The organism is Actinoplanes sp. TBRC 11911 (assembly GCF_012933445.1).
GTDB lineage: Bacteria > Actinomycetota > Actinomycetes > Mycobacteriales > Micromonosporaceae > Actinoplanes.
On record NZ_JABBNC010000011.1, the window covers coordinates 15,436 to 33,750 of the forward strand.

Here is an 18,315-nt window from a genome sequence, read left to right on the forward strand (position 1 = left end):
CTAACGTTCGGCGCGTGCCGCTGACCGTTCCGACGCACCCGGCCGCGGTGTTGCCGCTCAAGCTGTGGCGGCCCGGGTGGTTCGACGGCGTGGCGCTGGTGCTCGGCTCGATGGTGCCCGACCTCGGCTACGCGTTCGACGGCGTCGACCTCGACCTGTACCACTTCGCCCACTCCTGGCCGGGCCTGCTCGGCTGGTCGCTGCCACTGACCCTGATCGGTGCCGCCCTCATCCGGCGCGCGGCCCCGGCCGTGGCGGCCCATCTGCCCGGCGCCGCACGAGACTTCGCCGTCCTCGGCACGTCCCGCCCGGCCTGGTGGGTGACGATCCTGTCCACGTTGATCGGCGCCGCGAGCCACCTGGTGCTCGATGACTTGGAGGCGTTGTCGCCGGTCGGCGAGTGGGCGGGTCATGTGGCCGGCTTCGTCTCGCTACCGCTGCTGATCGCCACGATCCTGCGGCGGCGCCTGCTGGTGCGCTGGCACGGGCCGCCACCCGCACCGCCACCGCGGTCGAGGACGTTCTGGCCGCTGGCACTGGCCATCACCGTCGTCGGCCTGGCGTCGATCCCGTTCCTGCCCGGCCGCTTCCTGGTGCACACCTCCGGGATACGTGCGCTGACCGCGCTCGGCATCGGCCTGCTGGTGGCAAGTCTGCTGACGACACCGGGCGCGCGAATCCTGCGGCGCTGATTTCCCCCGGTGGTGGCCAGGGGTCACATGGCTTTGGGGAGGGCTATGCCCAGCAGGGTCAGGCCCGACGCCAGCGTGCGGGACGTGCGGTCGGCGAGCGCCAAGCGGCTCGCCTGCAGCGGGGGCTCGGCGCGCAGGATGGGGCACTGCTCGTAGAACGCGGAGAACGCCACCGCCAACCCGTGCAGGTAGACGGCCAGGCGGTGCGGCTCGCGTGCGTCGATCGCGGCCTGCAACGCGGGCTCGAACGCGAGCACCTTCAACGCCAGGTCGCGCTCGGCCGGGGCGGTCAGCATGATCGGGCCGGGGGAGAGGGTCGCCTTGGCGAAGAGCGAGCGGATCCGCGCGTAGGCGTACTGCAGGTACGGGCCCGTGTCGCCGGTCGAGCTCAGCATGCGGTCCCAGTCGAAGACGTAGTCGGAGCGCCGGTCGCCGGCCAGGTCGGCGTACTTGATGGCGCCGATCCCGATGGCGGCCGACGACGCCCTGGCCGAAGCCTCGTCCAGCAGGTCGGTGAGCTTGATGGTCTCGCCGGTCCGCGTCCGCAGCATCTTGCCGTCGGGGCCGAGCACCGAGCCGAAGCCGACATGTTCCGCGGTCACGCCGTCGGGCAGCCAGCCCGCCGCGCGCGCCACGGCGTACACCATCCGGAAGTGGGTTTGCTGGGGTGCGCCGACCACGTAGAGCAACCGGTTCGCGCCGAGGACCCGCGTGCGGTGCCGCAGCGCCGCGAGGTCGGTCGCCGCGTACCCGAAGCCGCCGTCGCTCTTGCGCACGATCAGCGGAAGCGGATCACCGTCGCGGCCGGTGAAGCCGGGCGGGAACGCGCAGAGGGCGCCCTCGCTCTCGACCAGCAGACCCGAAGCGGTCAGCTCGTCCACCACGGACCCGAGTTGATCCTGGTAGAAGCTCTCGCCGACGAAGTCACCGGCGGCCAGCGTCACGCCGAGCCGGCCGTACACGTCCAGGAACGCCCGGTGCGACTGGGTGATCAAGCGTTGCCACAGAGCCCGGCTCTCCGGCTCGCCGGACTGTAACGTGACCACGCGCAGCCGTGACCTCGCACGGAAATCGTCGTCGTTGTCGAACTTGACCCGGGCCTGCCGATAGAAATCGGTCAGGTCACCGAGCGTGTAGCTGCCGCCGACGCCGCCCAGGTCGGCCAGGTGCTCGATCAGCATGCCGAACTGCGTGCCCCAGTCGCCCAGGTGGTTGACCCGGATGACGTCGTGCCCGGCGAACGCGAAGATCCGGGCCAGCGCGTCCCCGATGATCGTCGACCGCAGGTGGCCGACGTGCATCTCCTTGGCGGCGTTCGGCCCCGAGTAGTCGATCACCACACGGTCCGGTGTGGACACCGGCGGTACGCCCAGCCGGTCGTCCAGCCCGTCCAGCGCGGCGGTGATCACGTCGTCGGCGATGGTGAGGTTGAGGAATCCGGGGCCGGACAACGTGATCGAGGCGAGCCCGTCGAGGTCGGCTTTCGCGGCCACCTCGGCGGCGATGGCCCGGGGCGCGCGGCCGAGTTGCCGGGCCATCGCGAGCGCGGCCCCGGACTGCAGGTCGGCGTGCTGCGAGACGCGCACGGCGGGATCCACCGGCGCGCCGGCGACGGCCTCGAACGCCGGCGCGAGCCGGTCCGCGAGCAGAACTTCGAAATTCATGAGACACCCATCGTGTACGCGCGTAGACGGGTCGACCGGCGTCACACGAGGGACCGGCGGGCTCGACCCGCCGGGGAAAAGCAGCTTTCAGCGGCGGTCGTCGAAACGCCGGCGTCGCTCACTGAAGCTGACCATGGCAGCGACCGTACCGCATCCCCGGCACGTGCGGGCGCATTATGCGGCCGAGACGAGGAGATTCTCCGGCGGCAAGAAATCGGCGCGCTGATCAGAAGCGGCCACTACGCTGAATCAGCACGCCGTCACCCCTCGGAGGCATAGATGATCGTCGTGGAGCGTACGTTCGCCGTCGTCGCCGCCCCCGGCCCGGTCCTCGGTTATCTGGCCGACTTCGCGAACACGCCGCAGTGGGATCCGGCGGCCTGCAGCACCACGCGCCGCGACGCCGGACCGCCCGCGCCCGGATCGTCCTGGCATCACGTGTGCAAGGTCTTCGGGGTGACGGCCGAGCTCACCTACACGCTGGTCACCCGCGAGCCCGGGCGCCTGGTGTTCCACGGCCGCAACGAGGGCGCCACCTGCGTCGATTCGGTGTGGTTACGCGCGTGCGGCGGCGGGACCGAGGTGACCTTCCGGGTCGAGCTGGAGATGCACGGCCTGGCGAAGCTGGCCACCCCGGTCCTGAAGGGCGAGTTCGAGAAGCTGGGCGCCGAAGGGTTCACGCGGCTGCGCGCGGTCCTTGACTCGCTGGCCGCGCCGAGGACCGCCTTCGAGACCTCCACATAGGGGGTTACGCAAAAGTTTGGGCATCGCGCCGCCCCGATATTCCAAGATGTATACATAGACAGTTATGGTTCCTCTCCAGCGTGCTCACGAGGCACGTTCCATCGACACGAGAGGTTCCCCCACATGACCACCGGTGTTTCGCGGCGGGCCATGCTCGCCGCCTCGGCCGCCACCGCGGCCGCGCCGTTCGTCCTGTCCGAGGCGGCGCAGGCGCACCCCGGTAAGCCCGGCAAGCCCGAGGCGGACCCGACCTACCACCTCACGGTGCTGGGCACCTCCGACATCCATGGCAACGTCTACAACTGGGACTACTACCTGGACAAGGAGTACGACGACAGCGCGCACAACGACGTCGGCGTCGCGAAGGTCGCCACGCTGGTGAACCAGTTGCGTGCCAAGGCTAAGGGCGCCACGCTGCTGCTCGACGCCGGCGACACGATCCAGGGCACTCCGCTGGCGACGTATTACGCCAAGCAGGAGCCGATCACCACGACCGGCGAGAAGCACCCGATGGCCCGCGCCATGAACGTGCTCGACTACGACGCCGTGACGCTGGGCAACCACGAGTTCAACTACGGCCTGCCGCTGCTGAACCTCTGGATCCGTCAGCTCGGCTTCCCCGCGCTGGCCGCCAACGCCGTCAGCGCCAAGAACGGGCGGCCGGCCTTCACGCCGTACGTCATCAAGAAGGTCGATCTCGGCAAGCACGCGCCGACGCTGCGGGTCGGCATCCTCGGGCTCACCAACCCCGGTGTCGCGATCTGGGACCGCGGCAACGTGGCGGGCAAGCTCGAGTTCACGGACATGGTCGCGACCGCCGCGAAGTGGGTGCCGGAGATGCGCCGGCGCGGCGCCGACCTCGTGCTGATCTCGGCGCATGGCGGCGACAGTGGCACCTCCAGCTACGGCCCGGAGCTGCCGAACGAGAACCCGGCCGCGCTGATCGCCCAGCAGGTCCCCGGCATCGACGCGATCCTGTTCGGGCACGCCCACCTGGAGATCCCGCAGCGGTTCGTGGCGAACACGAAGACCGGCGCGCAGGTGCTGATGTCCGAGCCGTCGAAGTGGGGCCAGCGACTCACCAAGATGGACTTCGACCTTCAGCGCGACCACGGAAAGTGGCGGATCACCAGCAAAGCGGCGGCCACGCTGAACACGAACACCGTGACCGAGGACCCGAAGGTGCTGGCCGCGGTGCGGTCGCAGCACCAGAAGACCGTCGCCTACGTCAACCAGGTCGTCGCCACCTCGACCGAGACGCTGAGCGCGGCCACCTCGCGGTACGAGGACACCCCGATCCTCGACTACATCAACAAGGTGCAGACCGACACGGTCGCCGCGGCCATGGCCGGCACGGAGTACGCGGATCTGCCGGTCCTCTCGATCGCGGCGCCGTTCAGCCGCACCGCGGTCTTCCCGCAGGGCGACGTCAAGATCAAGGATGTGGCCGGGCTCTACATCTACGACAACACGCTCGAGGGTGTCGTGCTCACCGGTGCCGAGGTCCGGGCGTACCTGGAGTATTCGGCGAAGTTCTTCGTGACGCTCGCGCCGGACGCCCCGATCGACGTGAACGCGATAAACGACCCGTCGATCCCGGACTACAACTACGACACGCTGTCCGGCGTCGACTACGACATCGACATCAGCAAGCCGATCGGCTCCCGGATCACCCGCCTGCAGATCGCCGGCGTGGACGTGGCGGCGGACGCGCGCTTCGTCGTCGCGGTCAACAACTACCGGCGGTCCGGCGGCGGCAACTTCCCGGGCATCGTCAAGGAGCAGGTCTACAACGCGCAGCAGGAGATCCGCCAGCTCCTGATCGACTGGGCGCAGGCCAAGGGCGCGATCAACCCGGCCGACTTCTCCACCCGCAACTGGCAGCTGGTCCGGGCCGGCGTCCCCATCCAGTTCTAAAACCCTGTCTCCCGTACGCCGGTGGACCGTCCCCACCGGCGTACGGGCCGGGTGGTCAGATTTTGCGGACCGGCACCTGCATCTCGGTGACCCACTTGTCGAACTCGCCTGGCGGGCAGTCCAGATACACCTCGCGGGCCATCCCGGGCTCGACCATGACGTAGCCGTTCTCGTCCACCCAGTCGGCGAGCTTCTGACCGGTGCGGAACGCCTCGGACATCGAGCCCTGGTGCAGCGCGGTGGCCGCGTGCTCGATCCCGGGCAGCTCCACCACCTCGAACCCGGCGTCCGAACCGACCGTCGCCGGGCCGATCGGGAACGCCGCGTGGCAACGAATCGTCTCGTCGCCCGGGCCGGCCGGCTCCGGCGTGTAGTACGCGATCGGCGCCCCGGTCATCGCGACCCCGCGCCGGTCCATCAGCTCCATCAGCCGCGGGTACAGCGGGCTGAGGTTCTCGGTGATCGACGTGGGATCGTCGTAGCTGGTCGCGGTCGCGGAAAGCATCGCCAGGCGGGCCGGCGCGACGTTCTTGAGCACGACGTCTCCGGTGTCCATGTGCCCCTCACTCTCGATCAGCTCAGCCTCCGCCCTGACACCGTGGGAGGGTCAACCCCCCAGGTGGGGAAAGATGGCGTTGCCGGCACCGCCGCCGTCGCCGCCGTCGGTCGGCGTGGGCGGCGGCGTGGTCCCGGTCGGCGGCGTGCTCGGCTCGGTCGTCTTGACCGGCGGCGTCGTCGTCGGCGTGCTGGTGGGCGTGGTCTTGGCCGGGGTCGGGCTGGTCGACGGCGTGCTGCTCGGCGACAGCGACGGGCTCGGTGAATTCGTCCGCCGCGGGGTGTGCGGCGTCCCGCCCGGCTGGGCCGGCTGCGTGAAACTGGGCTCGTCGGTCGGCGGCAATGTCTCGTCGAACGGTCCGCCGGACGGCACCGAGGCACTGGGCGCGGCGCCCTCGCCGCCGACCTTGGCCTTGTCGTCCCCGTTGCCGCTGAGCGCGACCGCGACGCCGAGCCCGCCGGCCAGCACGAGCAGCGCGACCACCGCGACTAACAGCGCCTTCTGGCTGCGTGGCGGCCGCTTCATCGGGCCGGTCAGCGGTTCCGGCGCGGGGGAGAACGGCATCTCGCGCGGCACCGTCACGGTCCGGGTCGGCGTGGCCGGGCTGGACGGGGCGATCAGCGAGGTGCCGGACAGGCGTTTCCAGTCCATCGGGTTGCCGGCCGCGTACGCCGCCTCGGCGAACTCGGCGGCGGTCTCGAAGCGGTCGCCCGGCTGTTTGGCCATGGCCCGGGCGATGAGCTCGCGCACCGGCGGCGGCACGTGGTCGGGCAGCGGGTCCGGCTCGTCCTCCAGGTGACGCAGCGCGACCTGCAGCGCGTTGTCGCCGTCGAACGGCGGGTGGCCGGCGATGCAGTGGTACGCCACGGCGCCGAGCGCGTAGATGTCGGTGGCCGGCGAGACGTTGCCCTTGGCGACCTGCTCCGGGGCCATGTAGAGCGCGGTGCCGACGATCGCGTTGGCCGCGGTCACGCTGGTCACCTGCGCCGAGCGGGCCACGCCGAAGTCGACCAGCACGACCGCGCCGGTGGGCCGCACGATCAGGTTGCCCGGCTTGACGTCACGGTGGACGGTGCCGGCCTCGTGCGCGGCGTGCAGCGCCTCGGCCGCCTGCGCCACGATCGACATGGTCTCGGTGACCGGCATCGGGCCCTGCTTGACCCGCACGGAGAGCGGCTCACCCTCCACATACGCCATCACCAGGTAGGCGACCTGCTCCTCGTCGTCCTCCTGGGCGCTCGCGTAGTCGTACACCTCGACGACGCCGGGGTGCCGGAACGCGGCCATCATGCGCGCCTCGCCGTAGAAGCGCGCGGCGAATTCCGGATCGGTCAGCATCGCTGAACGCAGCACTTTGACGGCGATGACGCGGCCGAGCACGACATCGGTGCCCTTCCAGACGTCACCCATGCCGCCGGTGGCGATGCGCTCGTCCAAGCGGTATCGGTTGCCCAGGAGGTGTCCCGCAGCGAGCACCAGCAGACCTTATCTAATCGGTGGCCGCGGACGACCAAGCTCAACGACGCTCAACTGTACGACGAGGGCGCTTTCAGCGGGGAGCCAGAGGAGGCACCTTGCGTCCGGCCGCCGAGTCCTCGATGAGCTGAGCGAGCCGGCGGTCGCGGGTCTCCGGCCGCTTCGCGCTGACCACCCAGTGCACTGCCGAGCGTCGATATGAGGGCGATTGCGCGCAGAACCACTCCCAGGCGCTGGATCGGGCCCGGAAGGTGTCGATCTGTGCCCGGTCGAAGACGGCCTCGCTGGGCTGCTCGTACGAGTAGACCGCCACCCGATCGGGTTTGCGCTGGTCGAACGCCCGCCGCCCGGCCTCGTGCATCAGCCCCTGCTCGGTCAGTTCGGCGATCTTCGCAACGTTGATCTTGCTCCACACGCTGCCCTTGCGCCGCGGCGTGAACCGCACCTGGTAGCGCTGCTCGTCGATGCCCCGGCCGATGCTGTCGATCCAGCCGAAGCAGAGTGCCTGCTCGATTGCTTGCGGATGGGTCACCCCGGTACGCCCGCTGCCCTTCTTCCAGTAACCGACAAATAACTCGGGTGCGGTGTCGTGGTGGCGCTCGAACCAAGCGCGCAGGTCAGCCGCGGTATCGAAGAACTCGGCATCCATGTGCCACAGAGTAGGGCCGCCAGGGGTTTTCCGGGCGGCCCGTCGTCTGCGAGGTTTCAGCTTTCGCCGCGAGGAGTGACCACCACCGCGGTGTCGGCCAGCTCGAGTTCCTCCTCCTCGGCCTGGCGTTCCATCGCCGCGCGTGCCGAGCTCGCGGCGGCCCAGCCGATCGCCACGCCGAGCAGACCGACGCCGGCGACCAGGCCCCACGGGCGGCGGTTCCGGCGCCCGGCCAGCGCGGCGGCGGCCGCGTTGGCCCGATACCAGGCCTCGTCCGCGGCGTCGCTCGCCTTCGTGCCCAGGTACTGGCCGCGCTTCTCGGCCTTCGCCCGGACCTTCTGGCTCTGCTTGTTCGCCTTCTTGGCGATCTTCTGCCCCTTCTTACCGGCTTTGTCGGCTATATCACCAGCGGTCTCCTTGGCACTTTCCCCCGCCGAGGCCATGGCGGACGACAGATAGTCCCAGGCCTGGGCGGCCGTCCCCTCGCTCTTGCTGCTGGTCGCGAACATCTCTCGCTTACCTCCTGGTTCGCCTGCTGTTGTTTACCCTGCCCACCCCGATGGTTCAGCAAACGTGTCCGTTGTGGACGACGTCACGTTTCGCAAACGACTGGACAGCCACCGGTAGTCTTGACGCGGTTCACACGAGTCACTCAGGTGGCTGCCAGGTTCGGGCCCTAATCTTTCGGGCAGTTTCACCGAACCTTTCGGGGGTAGTCTCGGCTGCCGCCCGAAGCGCGCGCTAGGGGCACGCGCACCGAAGGAGCGACGCCCGGGACTCCGGGCGGGTGGAGGGAAGTTGGCGTGACGCTGTCGATAACGACGTCGACGCTTGCCGGCGACGTGGTGGAGGTTTCGCCGCACGGCGAGATCGACGTCGAGAACGCGTACGAGATCCGCGAGGCCGTGGCCGCGCAGCTCAGCGACGGGCATCTCACCCGTATCGAGCTCAACATGCAGGACGTCACCTTTATCGACTCCGTAGGCATCAGTGCCCTCGTAGCCGCTTTCCAGCTAGCAGCCGTCAGCGATGTGAAGCTGATCGTGACCCGGCCGAGCCGGTTCGCGCATCGTCAGCTTTGGGTGACCGGCCTGCTGGGCCTGTTCGGTAATCCACAGCCGTTCGTCGGGGTGGACTCCACGGAAGAGCCCGCCGTATCGGGGGCGTGACCTCCGGCCGCCTACTGCAGGGCTGACGCGTGCACCGGGATGGTTTCCAGGTTGAAGCGGACCTCGGGCATCTCGTGCGGCGGGCGGATCGGCGTCACCACGGCGTAGTGATCGGCCAGGGCGGCCAGGTCCGTCTCCGGCTCCAGCACCTCGTCGGCGGCCTGCACGGCGGTGCGGACGAAGCCGTCGCCCGCCTCGGCGATACTCATCTGCACCTGGCCGAACTGGGCCAGGGCGGCCCGGCGCAGGCCGCGGATGCCGTCCGGGTGCAGATCTGGGACATTCAGGTTGAAAACGGTCCCACGCGGGGTGTGCTGCAGCGTCGGGAGCAGGCGTACGGCTAGTTCGGCGGCGCTCGGCCAGTGGCGCTTCTCGTCGTCCTCGTGGTCCAGGGCGGCGATGGCCGCGCCGCCGCTGCGGGCTGAGGCGGCCCGTGGCGAGAGGACGTCCAGCGAGACGGCCAGGCCGTGCAACCCCGCGTACGAACCGGTCAGCGTGGCTCCCACGGTGCCCGAATGCACCACCGCGGCGCCGGCGTTGGCGCCCCGGTTGATCCCGGAGAAGATCACCTGCGGTAGCTCGCCGAAGGCGCCGCGCAGGGCCAGCAGCACGATGTACGCCGGGGAGGCCGCGACGGCGTACGCGGGAATGTGCTTGGCCCCGGGCAGCTCGCGCCGATGCAGGATGATCTTTCCGTGCTCCTCGACCGCGGTCATCGCGGCGCTGCTCCCGCTCGCCTCGGCGATGGGGGCCGCGACCACCACGTCGTGGCCGTCGCGGGCCGCGAAGCGAGCCAGCCACCGCAGGCCGGGGGAGTCGATGCCGTCGTCGTTGGTGACCAGGATTCTCGTCATCACGCCTTCTCGATCGGGGTGAGCTGGACCCGCTCGGTGAGCACCTGAACCGCGTCGAAATGTCCGGTGCCGAGCCCGTGCCGGGTCACGTTCAGCGCGCCGGCGGCCGCGCCGGTCCGGACCGCCTGGCTCATGTCGCCGCCCTGGGCCAGCACCGCGGCCACCCCGGCGGTCATCGAGTCGCCGGCGCCGCGGTGCTCGGCCGCGGTCAGCCGCGGCACCCCGACCCGGTAGATCTCCTCGTTGATCAGGGCCAGCGCCCCGGCGTCCGCCCGCGAGACCAGCGCCGACTCGGCCCCGTCGTCGTGCAGCTTCTGCAGGGCCTTGGTGAGCGCCTCGTCGGACTCGTCGGCGGCCAGCCCGTCCGCGATCAGCTCCTCGTGGCTGATCTTGATGACGTGCAGGCCGGCGTCGAGAACCGCCTCGAGGTGCTTGCCGCACAGATCGGCGATCACCTTGCAGCCGTTGGCCCGCAGGTCGCCGGCCAGCCGCCGGTAGACGTCCGGCTTGATCACCGAGGGGTGGGCCGGGCCGCTGAGCACCGCGACACCGGCCCGCAGGCCCTCGGCGAGCGCCAGGTTGTAGAGCTCGTCCAGCTCGTGCCGGGTCAGCGGGGTGCCGGGCTGCTCGGCGATCGAGTGGCGGCTGCCGTCCCGCCGGTCGTGCACATACCAGCCGCTGCCGGTCTCGCGGGGGACCGTGCGCAGCGTGACGCCCTTGAAGTCGAGCAAGGGTTTGAGCACCCGGCCGACCTCACCGCCCACCGCGGTGCAGAGAGTCACCTCGGCACCCAGTGAGGTGATCATCCGAGTCTGCCAGATGCCCTGCCCGCCCGGATGAACGTGCAGTTCTGGTGCCTCGTGCTGCTGTTCGATGGTCACGGTGAGTTGAGGTGCGGGTGCGAAGACCATTACCCGTGCGACGCCCATATCCGGAATTGTCGCTTTTAGTGCTGCAAAAGGCAGCAGAACCGTGAAAACGGCTCAGAGCTCTACGGCTTACAGTTCTCGGGCCACCGCCGTCAGGTCCCGCACCGTCTCGATCAGCTCGGGCCGGCTTCGTAACAGGTCCTCCAGCCGGACCCGCCACTTGCCCGTCTCGATGTCGCTCGCGTGCCGGTCGCCGCCGGTCTGCACCAGCGCGGTGAGCAGGCGGTGCCGGGTGTCCGCGAAATCCCCGTACGCCGCGCTGCCGAGCCGGTTCAGCACCTTGGCCGCGAAGTCGTCCGAATGGGCGCTCCCGGCCGCGCTGACGAAGGCGCGAGCACCGTCCCAAGCGACGCGAGGCTGATGAACGACCGTGGTCATGGCTTCCCTCCGTGTCTGCATGGCCACTCAGCGTAGGCGCAGGACGGTTACCCCGGTGAAGGTCCGCGCGCGCGGTGACCCGTGTGACCAGAGTGGACCTTTTTTGTGATGATCGCCACAATCACCAGTTGGCCGGGGTGCATCCGCCGCTGCTGACCGGCTCCACCTGCAGGGTCGCGTGATCGATGTCGAAATCCTCGTGCAGCGCCTCGCGGGCCGTGCTCAGCACGCTGCCGAGCTCGGCCGCCGGCTCCAGGCTCAGGTGCGCCGAGGCCACGTCCATGCCCGAGGTCAGCGTCCAGACGTGCAGATCGTGCACGTCGCAGACGCCCGGGACGGCGGCCAGCCGGGCGCGCACGGCGGTGATGTCCAGGTGCTCCGGGGCGGCCTGCACCAGGATCCGGACGGCGGACCGGCCCAGCGCGAACGTGCGCGGCAGGATCATCAGCGCCACGATCACCGCGACGATCGGGTCCGCGTACGACCAGCCGGTCAGCCCGATGATCGCCGCCGCCACGATGACGCCGACCGAGCCGAGCAGGTCGCCGATCACCTCGATGTACGCCCCGCGGATGTTGATGCTCTCCTTGGCGCCGGAGCGCAGCAGCCCGAAGGCGATCAGATTGACCAGCAGGCCGGCGACCGCGACGACCAGGATCGCGCCGGCCGGGACGTCCGGCGGATCGGTGAACCGGCGGATCGCCTGGACCACCACGACGATCGCGACCAGGGTCAGCAGGACCGCGTTGGCCAGCGCGGCGAGCACCTCGAGCCGGTACAGCCCGAACGTGCGGTGCGAGTCGGTCGCGGCCCGGCCGGCCGCGGTGATCGCGGCCAGGGCCATGGCGATGCCGAGCAGGTCGGTGAACATGTGGCCGGCGTCGGAAAGCAGCGCGAGCGAGCCGGTGAACCCGGCGGCCAGCGCCTCGATCACCATGAAGCCGGCGAGCAGCCCCGCCGACCACCACAGGCGGCCGAGGTGCCTCGCCCCCGCGCGCACTGCCTGCGCCCCGTGGTCGTGCCCGGCTCCCATGCTCTCAACCTCCGTCGGCCAATGTATGCGCACATCGCAATATGTGCAAGGCGAACCGTACGCCGTTACCCGCGGTATTCAATCGATGACAGCAAAATCCGCCTGGAAGGAACCAACTCCGTGTCCAGACGCTCCCTTGCGATTGTCATCTCCACGGTCCTCATCGTGACCCTGCCGGCGACCCCGGCCGCCGCGCATTCCCCTTCCACTCTCAGCCTGCCTCAAGGTTTCCAGCCCGAGGGCATCGCCATCGCCGACGCGCCGTACGCGTACCTCGGCTCCCGCCTCGACGGCGACATCTTCCGTCTCAACCTGCGCTCCGGTGAGGGGCGGGTGCTCAGCCAGGGCCCGGGCACCCCGCCGCTCGGCCTCAAGCTGGACGGGCGCGACCGGCTGTTCGTCGCCGGTGGCAGCGGCGGCGACGCCCGGGTGATCGACGTGCGGTCGGGCAAGCTGCTCAAGGCGTACCGGCTGCAGACCGGCACCGCCTTCATCAACGACGTCGTCCTGACCGGCGGCGCGGCCTGGTTCACCGACTCGGCCAACCAGGTGCTGTTCAAGCTGCCGTTCGGCAAGCGTGGCGAGCTGCCCGCCGCGGCCGTGCGGGTGCCGCTGACCGGCGACTTCCGGATGGCCGAGGGCAACAACGCCAACGGCATCTCGGCCACCCCGGACGGGCGCGCGCTCATCGTTGTGCAATCCAACACCGGCAAGCTTTTCCGTACGACGTACGCCGGCGTGACCCGGGAGATCGACCTGGGCGGGCAGACGGTCGAGAACGGTGACGGCCTGTGGTTGCGCCGGAACTCGCTCTACGTGGTGCAGAACCGGCTCAACCAGATCGCCCAGGTCGAGCTGAGCCGGGACGCCACCAGCGGCCGGGTCGTCTCGCGCACCACCGATCCGCGCTTCGACGTCCCGACCACCATCGCCGAGTCCGGCGACCGCTTCTACCTGCCGAACGCCCGCTTCACCACCCCGGCGACGCCCACCACCACCTACGACGTGGTCCGCATTCGCATCCCCTAGGGGTGCCAGCCGGGGTCGGTGCCGATCGTGGTCAGGCGCTGGGTGGCCCGGGAGAGCGCGACATAAAGGGTGCGGATGCCGGACCGGTCCTTCGTGAGGGATCCGGGCTCGACCAGCACCACCGAGTCGTACTCCATGCCCTTGGCCTCCAGCGCCGTCACCACCTGCACGCGTTCCGGCAGCCCGGACACCCATTCGGCCATCTCGTCCCGGCGCGGCACCGGCGTGATCACCCCGATCGTGCCGTCGACGTCGGCCAGCTGCTTCTCGGTCACCTCGCGCACCATCGCGGGCAGGCCGGCCGCGTCGGTGACGAGATCGACCGGGTCCACGCCGGTGCTGCGGACCGCGTTCGGCAGCGGCAGCTCCGGCATGATCGTGTGGATCACCGAGGCGGCCACCGCGAAGATCTCCGACGAGTTGCGGTAGTTCGTGGTCAGCGCGAAGCTGTGCCGCTTGCGGGAGCCCAGCGCACGGTCCTGAGCGCGTTCCAGCTCGGCGGGGTCGCCGGCCCACGCGGTCTGCGCCGGGTCACCCACGATCGTCCAGGACGCGTACTGGCCGCGCCGGCCGATCATCCGCCACTGCATCGGCGAGACGTCCTGCGACTCGTCCACCACCACGTGCGCGTAGTCGCGGTAGTCGTCGTCGCGCAGCACCTGCGGACGGGCCGCCGCCTGCCGATCCGCGTACGTGCTGACCTCTTGCACCCCGTCGCGTACGTGGAACGGGTTTTTGGTCTTCTTCGAGGCCTGCCGGGGCCGGCCCATCAGCTCGTCCAGCTCGTCCAGCAGCGCCACGTCCGCGATCGTCGGCCCGGCCTCGCCCAGGGCGTCGAACGACCCCTGGAGCTTGGCGATCTCCTCGCGCGACAAGATCCCTTCCCCGTACGCCCGTAGGCGTGCCGGGTCGGCGAACCAGCGCAGCACCCGCATCGGGGTCAGACGCGGCCACCACTGCTTGAGGAACTCCCGGAAGTCGGTCCGGTCGGCGAGCTCGGCCTCGAACTCGCGCTTCTCCGGCAGGCCGGTGACCTGCTGCTGGCGGGCCTGCGCCCAGAGCGCGTCGAACAGGCGGTCGAAACCGGCGCCGCGGACGTCGTTGCGCCGGGCGCCGCGCGGCAACGCCGAGCGCCGGATCCGGTCCAGCTCGCCCTTCTGCAACTGCAGCAGCGTGCCGCGGTAGAGCAGGCGCAACTCCTGCGGCGCGCCGGGGACCGCGTCGTGCGAGGCCCGCTCCAGCACCCGCCGGATGCGCAGCGAGCCCTTGATCGCGGCGACGTCCCCGGGATCGACCCGGCTCGCCTCGTATCCCGCGACCAGCGAACCCAGCGAACGCAGCGTCGCCGTGTCCTCGCCGAGCGCGGGCAGCACGGTGGCGATGTACTCCACGAAGACGCCGGACGGGCCGACCACCAGGATGCCGCCGCCGGCGAAGCGGTTGCGGTCCGAATACAGCAGGTACGCCGCGCGGTGCAGCGCCACCGCCGTCTTGCCGGTGCCGGGACCGCCGGTCACGATCGTGACCCCGGAGGCCAGGGAGCGGATCGCCTCGTCCTGCTCGCGCTGGATGGTCGCCACGATGTCGCGCATGCCGCGCCCGGTGGCCTTGGAGAGGCTGGCCAGCAGCGCGCCGTCGCCGACCACCCGCATGTCCGGCGGTGCCGCCTCGGGGTCGAGCAGGTCGTCCTCGATCCCGGTGACCTTCTCGCCGGTGGACTGGATCATGCGGCGGCGCACGACGCCGAGCGGCTCGGCGGCGGTGGCCCGGTAGAAGGCCGCGGCGGCGGGCGCGCGCCAGTCCACGACCAGCGGCTGCGAGGCGTCGTCGCGGATGCCGATCCGGCCCACGTAGTGGGTGGCCCCGGTGTTGTGGTCGAGCCGGCCGAAGACCAGGCCCTCGTACTCGGTGTCCAGCGCGTGCCGGCGCCGAGCCTGGTGGAACACCATGGCGTCGCGCTCGACCAAGGCGCCGAAGGTGCCGACGCCGGCCAGGCGGTAGCCCTCCTTCTCGGCCCGTGAGACGTCGCGGCGCAGTTCGGCAAGCCGGGCGTAGACCCGATCCACGTGCTGCTGCTCGACCGCGATCTCTTGTTCCCGGACGGTGGCGTCGCTCAAGTCGCTGTTTCTCTCTTTCCTGCGCCCCGGTGCACGCGTTCTGGCTGCGTGCTCGCGGTAGAGGGAGCACTAAAACCTACTCCCCTGGACGGGCTTGCGTCTCCTCCGGGCCGCTTTGACCACTTGACAGGGTCAGCGTGCGGCGAATACTTAAGCAAGTGCCTAACCATTCGTCGCTCGACCTGATGTTCGCGGCCCTCGCCGACGGCAGTCGCCGCACCATCGTCGACCGGCTCAGCCGTGGCCCGGCCACCGTCAAGGAGCTGGCGGCGCCGCTGACGATGTCGTTGCCCGCCGTCCTGCAGCACCTGCGGGTCCTGGAGGACAGCGGCCTGATCCGGTCGGAGAAGAGCGGCCGGGTCCGCACGTGCCGCCTGCAGCCGGCCGCGCTGCAGCAGGCCGAGCGGTGGATCGCCGACCGCCGGTCCGGCTGGGAGCACCGCCTCGACCGCCTCGAGACGTTCCTCAACACCGAAGGAGATCCGTCATGACCACGCGTTCCACCGTGCACGACTCGTTCCGCATCGAGCGCCATTTCGCCGCCGGCCCCGAGCGGGTGTTCCGGGCGTTCGCCGACCCGGCGGCCAAGGCCAAGTGGTTCGGCGGCCCCGAGGAACTGAAGCGGGAGGACGAGGAGTTCGACTTCCGCGAGGGTGGCCGGGAACGGATGACCACCGTTCTCGAGGACGGGACGAGGATCGGCTTCACCGCGACCTACACCGACGTCGTCCCGGACGAGCGGATGGTCTACACGTACGAGATGAGCATGAACGACCGGCGCATCTCGGTCTCGGTGGCCACCATCGAGATCCGTGGCGCCCGCGGCGGCAGCGACTTCGTCCTGGTCGAGCAGGGTGTCTACCTCGACGGGCTGGACAACCCGGAGCAGCGCCGCCAGGGCACCGAGCAGCTGATGGACGCGCTGGCGAAGTCCCTGGCCGCGTCGTAGCTGGGCGATCGTGAGGGCCGCGGCGTCGGCCGACGGCATTCCTCGCCCCCCGCTACGCCGCCTCTTCCAGCCGAGCCGAGGGCCTCGCCGCCTTTTTGACGATTTTGGCCAACATGGCGGACACCTCCTCGTGGCGTTCCATCGGCAGCATGTGCCCGGCGTCCGGCAGGACCGTCAGGGCGGCGCCGGGGAGCGCGTCGGCGATCGAGCGGGAGCACTCCGTGGGGGTCAGCCGGTCGCGGTCGCCCACCAGGACCGCGGCCGGCACGTCCCCGATCGCGGCGAGCGTGTCCAGGCGCTGCTGGGCCCCGATCGACTGCCGGAACCCGCCGATCGACCGCAGCGACGCCCGGCCGATACATCGCATGGTCATCTCCAGCGCCGCGTCCTCGCAGCGGTCGCCGAAGAGTAACCAGCGCAGGCCGGGCCGCAGTGCCGGCATGACGGCCCGGTGCGGGCGCCACGGCCCGGACCGGGCGAGCAGGCCGGCACCGACGGTCTCGCCCAGGCGCAGCAGCACGGCGAGACGCGGCGGCAGCCCGTACCGGGTGTGGGTGGTGCCTTCCGCGGAGGTCGAGACGAACACCAGCCCGGCGACCCGCTCGGTGAACTCCGCGGCGTGGCGGTGCGCGTACTCCATGATCGCCATGCCGCCCATCGAGTGGCCGGCCAGCACGATCGGGCCGGTCGGGGCGTACCGCCGGATGACCTCGGAGAGATCGTCGCCGAGCCGGTCGAGGGTGGCCGACGACAGCGTGGTGGCGCTGGAGCCGCCGTGCCCGCGGGCGTCGTAGGTGATGATCCGGCAGCCCAGCGGGCGCAGCGCCGCGATCTGGTGATGCCAGGTGTGCCGGTCCAGGCACCAGCCGTGCAGCAGCACGACGGTCACCGGTGCGTCGGCCGGCCCATGGGTCTCGACCCGCAGGCGCACGCCGTCGGGAACGGTGAGCTCGGACCGCTCGGTCATGGGCACCTCCGCGCGTCAAGGCCCCCGTGGTACCCCGGGCGTTAATCATTACTCGCCGGTAGTGATGTTGCCAACACAAATGACTTGGCGCGCGGTGGCTGTCCACGAAGGGCGCCTCGACGAGAATCGTTCACATGACCACGCACCCCGGAGCCAGCCCGTCGCCGCCCATCGTCTCCGCCGCGGACGCGCTGGCCGAACTGGTCGCCGGCAACAAGCGCTTCGTGACCGGCCGTCCCGAGCACGGGCACCGGGTCTCCGCCGCGGCCGCCGCCTCCGGTGGTCAGCAACCGCACGCCGTCGTCGTGGGCTGCATCGACTCGCGGGTCCCGCTCGAGGCGATCTTCGACCAGACGTTCGGGTCGATTTGCGTGGTCCGGTCCGGCGCGCACGTCGTCGACCGGGCGGTGCTGGGGTCGGTCGGCTTCGCCGTGGACAAGCTGGACGTGCCGCTGGTGATGGTGCTCGGCCACAAGCGGTGCGGCGCGGTGGCGGCCACCGTCAACGCGCTGCGCACCGACGAGCACCCGCCCGGCGACATCGGGTACCTGGTCGACGAGATCGCCCCGGCCGTCCGGGCGGTGGGCGTCGACGACCCGGACGCGCCGGACAAGGCGATGCGCGCGCACGTGGGCCGCACGGTCCGCCGGATGCGCGGGATCGACGTGGTGGCCGACGCCGTCGCGACCGGCCGGGTCGACGTGGTGGGCGCGGTCTACGACCTGGACACCGGCTCGGTGGATCTTTTGCCCTGATCACCACTGGGTGCGAAAAAGGCGCCTCCGATTCGGAGGCGCCTTTGTCGTGCGTACGGGCGGTCAGCCCTCGAAGACACCGGCGTCGACGAGGCGCTTCTCGGTGGCGGACCAGCCGTCCTCCGGGCTGGCGGCGTTGAGCGCCTCGAGCTCGGCGCGGATCTTGGCACCGTGCCCGGCGGCCGCCAGCACCCGGATCTCCTCGACGAAGGCGTCGGAGTCGGTCTTGAGGTGCGCGGTCTTGCCGTTGGTCAGGTTCCGCACGTAGGCGAAGCGGCCGTTGGCGAGGGGAATCAGGTATTTGTACTCACCGAGCACGCTGAGGGCGCCGCCCGTTCCCTGGCCGGCGCGGACTGATGCGCGGGCGGTCTTTGAGGTGTTGCTCGCCACGGCGGTACTCCTTGAGAAAGCAGAAAAAAGGCCGTAGTAACTCTACA

The 18,315-nt window shown here is 70.4% G+C and carries 20 protein-coding genes; 8 read left to right on the forward strand and 12 right to left on the reverse strand.

The features are described from left to right. The first annotated feature begins 14 nt into the window (after positions 1-14). Entirely contained in the window at positions 15-692 is a 678-nt protein-coding gene (locus tag HH310_RS17265; protein ID WP_169176590.1) for a DUF4184 family protein, read from the forward strand. A gap of 23 nt (positions 693-715) precedes the next feature. On the opposite strand, the gene argS is transcribed toward HH310_RS17265, so the two are convergent. Next, entirely contained in the window at positions 716-2,356 is a 1,641-nt protein-coding gene (argS, locus tag HH310_RS17270; protein WP_169176591.1) for an arginine--tRNA ligase, read from the reverse strand. Positions 2,357-2,635: 279 nt separating this feature from the next. Between argS and HH310_RS17275 the strand changes: the two genes are divergently transcribed. Beyond that, positions 2,636-3,100 (forward strand): SRPBCC family protein, encoded by a 465-nt coding sequence (locus tag HH310_RS17275; protein WP_169176592.1) that lies wholly within the window; start codon positions 2,636-2,638, stop codon positions 3,098-3,100. Between the two features lie 123 nt (positions 3,101-3,223). Continuing rightward, a complete protein-coding gene (locus tag HH310_RS17280; RefSeq protein ID WP_169176593.1) occupies positions 3,224-5,017 on the forward strand; it encodes a bifunctional UDP-sugar hydrolase/5'-nucleotidase in 1,794 nt (597 codons plus the stop codon). A gap of 55 nt (positions 5,018-5,072) precedes the next feature. Here the strand turns inward: HH310_RS17280 and HH310_RS17285 are convergent, their stop codons facing one another. The 4 genes from HH310_RS17285 to HH310_RS17300 form a co-directional block, all read right to left on the reverse strand. Beyond that, complete coding sequence (locus HH310_RS17285) at positions 5,073-5,573, reverse strand: GyrI-like domain-containing protein (protein WP_169176594.1); 501 nt, start codon at positions 5,571-5,573, stop codon at positions 5,073-5,075. A 51-nt stretch (positions 5,574-5,624) separates the two neighbouring features. Further along, the gene (locus HH310_RS17290; RefSeq protein WP_169176595.1) at positions 5,625-7,049 is read right to left on the reverse strand and encodes a serine/threonine-protein kinase; all 1,425 of its coding nucleotides are present in this window, start codon (positions 7,047-7,049) and stop codon (positions 5,625-5,627) included. A gap of 73 nt (positions 7,050-7,122) precedes the next feature. Then, the gene (locus HH310_RS17295; protein WP_169176596.1) at positions 7,123-7,698 is read right to left on the reverse strand and encodes a YdeI family protein; all 576 of its coding nucleotides are present in this window, start codon (positions 7,696-7,698) and stop codon (positions 7,123-7,125) included. Positions 7,699-7,754: 56 nt separating this feature from the next. Then, the gene (locus tag HH310_RS17300) at positions 7,755-8,207 is read right to left on the reverse strand and encodes a hypothetical protein (RefSeq protein ID WP_169176597.1); all 453 of its coding nucleotides are present in this window, start codon (positions 8,205-8,207) and stop codon (positions 7,755-7,757) included. A gap of 294 nt (positions 8,208-8,501) precedes the next feature. Between HH310_RS17300 and HH310_RS17305 the strand changes: the two genes are divergently transcribed. Next, entirely contained in the window at positions 8,502-8,867 is a 366-nt protein-coding gene (locus tag HH310_RS17305) for an STAS domain-containing protein (protein WP_169176598.1), read from the forward strand. An 11-nt stretch (positions 8,868-8,878) separates the two neighbouring features. Here the strand turns inward: HH310_RS17305 and surE are convergent, their stop codons facing one another. From surE to HH310_RS17325, 4 genes are all read right to left on the reverse strand, one after another. Beyond that, entirely contained in the window at positions 8,879-9,721 is an 843-nt protein-coding gene (surE, locus tag HH310_RS17310) for a 5'/3'-nucleotidase SurE (RefSeq protein ID WP_169176599.1), read from the reverse strand. Beyond that, positions 9,721-10,650, reverse strand: a complete 930-nt coding sequence (locus HH310_RS17315) for a 1-phosphofructokinase family hexose kinase (protein WP_248294103.1) — start codon at positions 10,648-10,650, stop codon at positions 9,721-9,723. Before HH310_RS17315 ends, surE begins: the two co-directional genes overlap by 1 nt. A gap of 69 nt (positions 10,651-10,719) precedes the next feature. Beyond that, positions 10,720-11,028, reverse strand: a complete 309-nt coding sequence (locus tag HH310_RS17320) for a hypothetical protein (RefSeq protein ID WP_169176600.1) — start codon at positions 11,026-11,028, stop codon at positions 10,720-10,722. Positions 11,029-11,149: 121 nt separating this feature from the next. Then, on the reverse strand, positions 11,150-12,061 hold the full coding sequence (locus HH310_RS17325) for a cation diffusion facilitator family transporter (RefSeq protein WP_169176601.1): 912 nt from the start codon (positions 12,059-12,061) through the stop codon (positions 11,150-11,152). A gap of 120 nt (positions 12,062-12,181) precedes the next feature. Here HH310_RS17325 and HH310_RS17330 point away from each other — a divergent pair, with 120 nt between their 5' ends. After that, on the forward strand, positions 12,182-13,090 hold the full coding sequence (locus HH310_RS17330; protein WP_169176602.1) for an SMP-30/gluconolactonase/LRE family protein: 909 nt from the start codon (positions 12,182-12,184) through the stop codon (positions 13,088-13,090). On the opposite strand, the gene HH310_RS17335 is transcribed toward HH310_RS17330, so the two are convergent. After that, positions 13,087-15,207: an AAA family ATPase gene (locus HH310_RS17335; protein WP_169176603.1), complete on the reverse strand. Its 2,121-nt coding sequence runs from the start codon at positions 15,205-15,207 to the stop codon at positions 13,087-13,089. The two genes, HH310_RS17330 and HH310_RS17335, sit on opposite strands and share 4 nt — an antisense overlap. 158 nt (positions 15,208-15,365) lie before the next feature. Between HH310_RS17335 and HH310_RS17340 the strand changes: the two genes are divergently transcribed. Beyond that, a complete protein-coding gene (locus HH310_RS17340; RefSeq protein ID WP_312034156.1) occupies positions 15,366-15,698 on the forward strand; it encodes a metalloregulator ArsR/SmtB family transcription factor in 333 nt (110 codons plus the stop codon). Further along, positions 15,695-16,156 (forward strand): SRPBCC family protein, encoded by a 462-nt coding sequence (locus tag HH310_RS17345; protein ID WP_169176604.1) that lies wholly within the window; start codon positions 15,695-15,697, stop codon positions 16,154-16,156. The genes HH310_RS17340 and HH310_RS17345 overlap by 4 nt, the downstream gene beginning before the upstream one ends. A gap of 52 nt (positions 16,157-16,208) precedes the next feature. Here the strand turns inward: HH310_RS17345 and HH310_RS17350 are convergent, their stop codons facing one another. Next, the gene (locus tag HH310_RS17350; RefSeq protein WP_169176605.1) at positions 16,209-17,123 is read right to left on the reverse strand and encodes an alpha/beta fold hydrolase; all 915 of its coding nucleotides are present in this window, start codon (positions 17,121-17,123) and stop codon (positions 16,209-16,211) included. Positions 17,124-17,257: 134 nt separating this feature from the next. On the opposite strand from HH310_RS17350, the gene HH310_RS17355 reads away from it, so the two are divergent. Further along, positions 17,258-17,878 (forward strand): carbonic anhydrase, encoded by a 621-nt coding sequence (locus HH310_RS17355; protein ID WP_169176606.1) that lies wholly within the window; start codon positions 17,258-17,260, stop codon positions 17,876-17,878. Positions 17,879-17,941: 63 nt separating this feature from the next. On the opposite strand, the gene HH310_RS17360 is transcribed toward HH310_RS17355, so the two are convergent. After that, positions 17,942-18,268 (reverse strand): hypothetical protein, encoded by a 327-nt coding sequence (locus HH310_RS17360; RefSeq protein ID WP_169176607.1) that lies wholly within the window; start codon positions 18,266-18,268, stop codon positions 17,942-17,944. Positions 18,269-18,315: the final 47 nt, after the last annotated feature.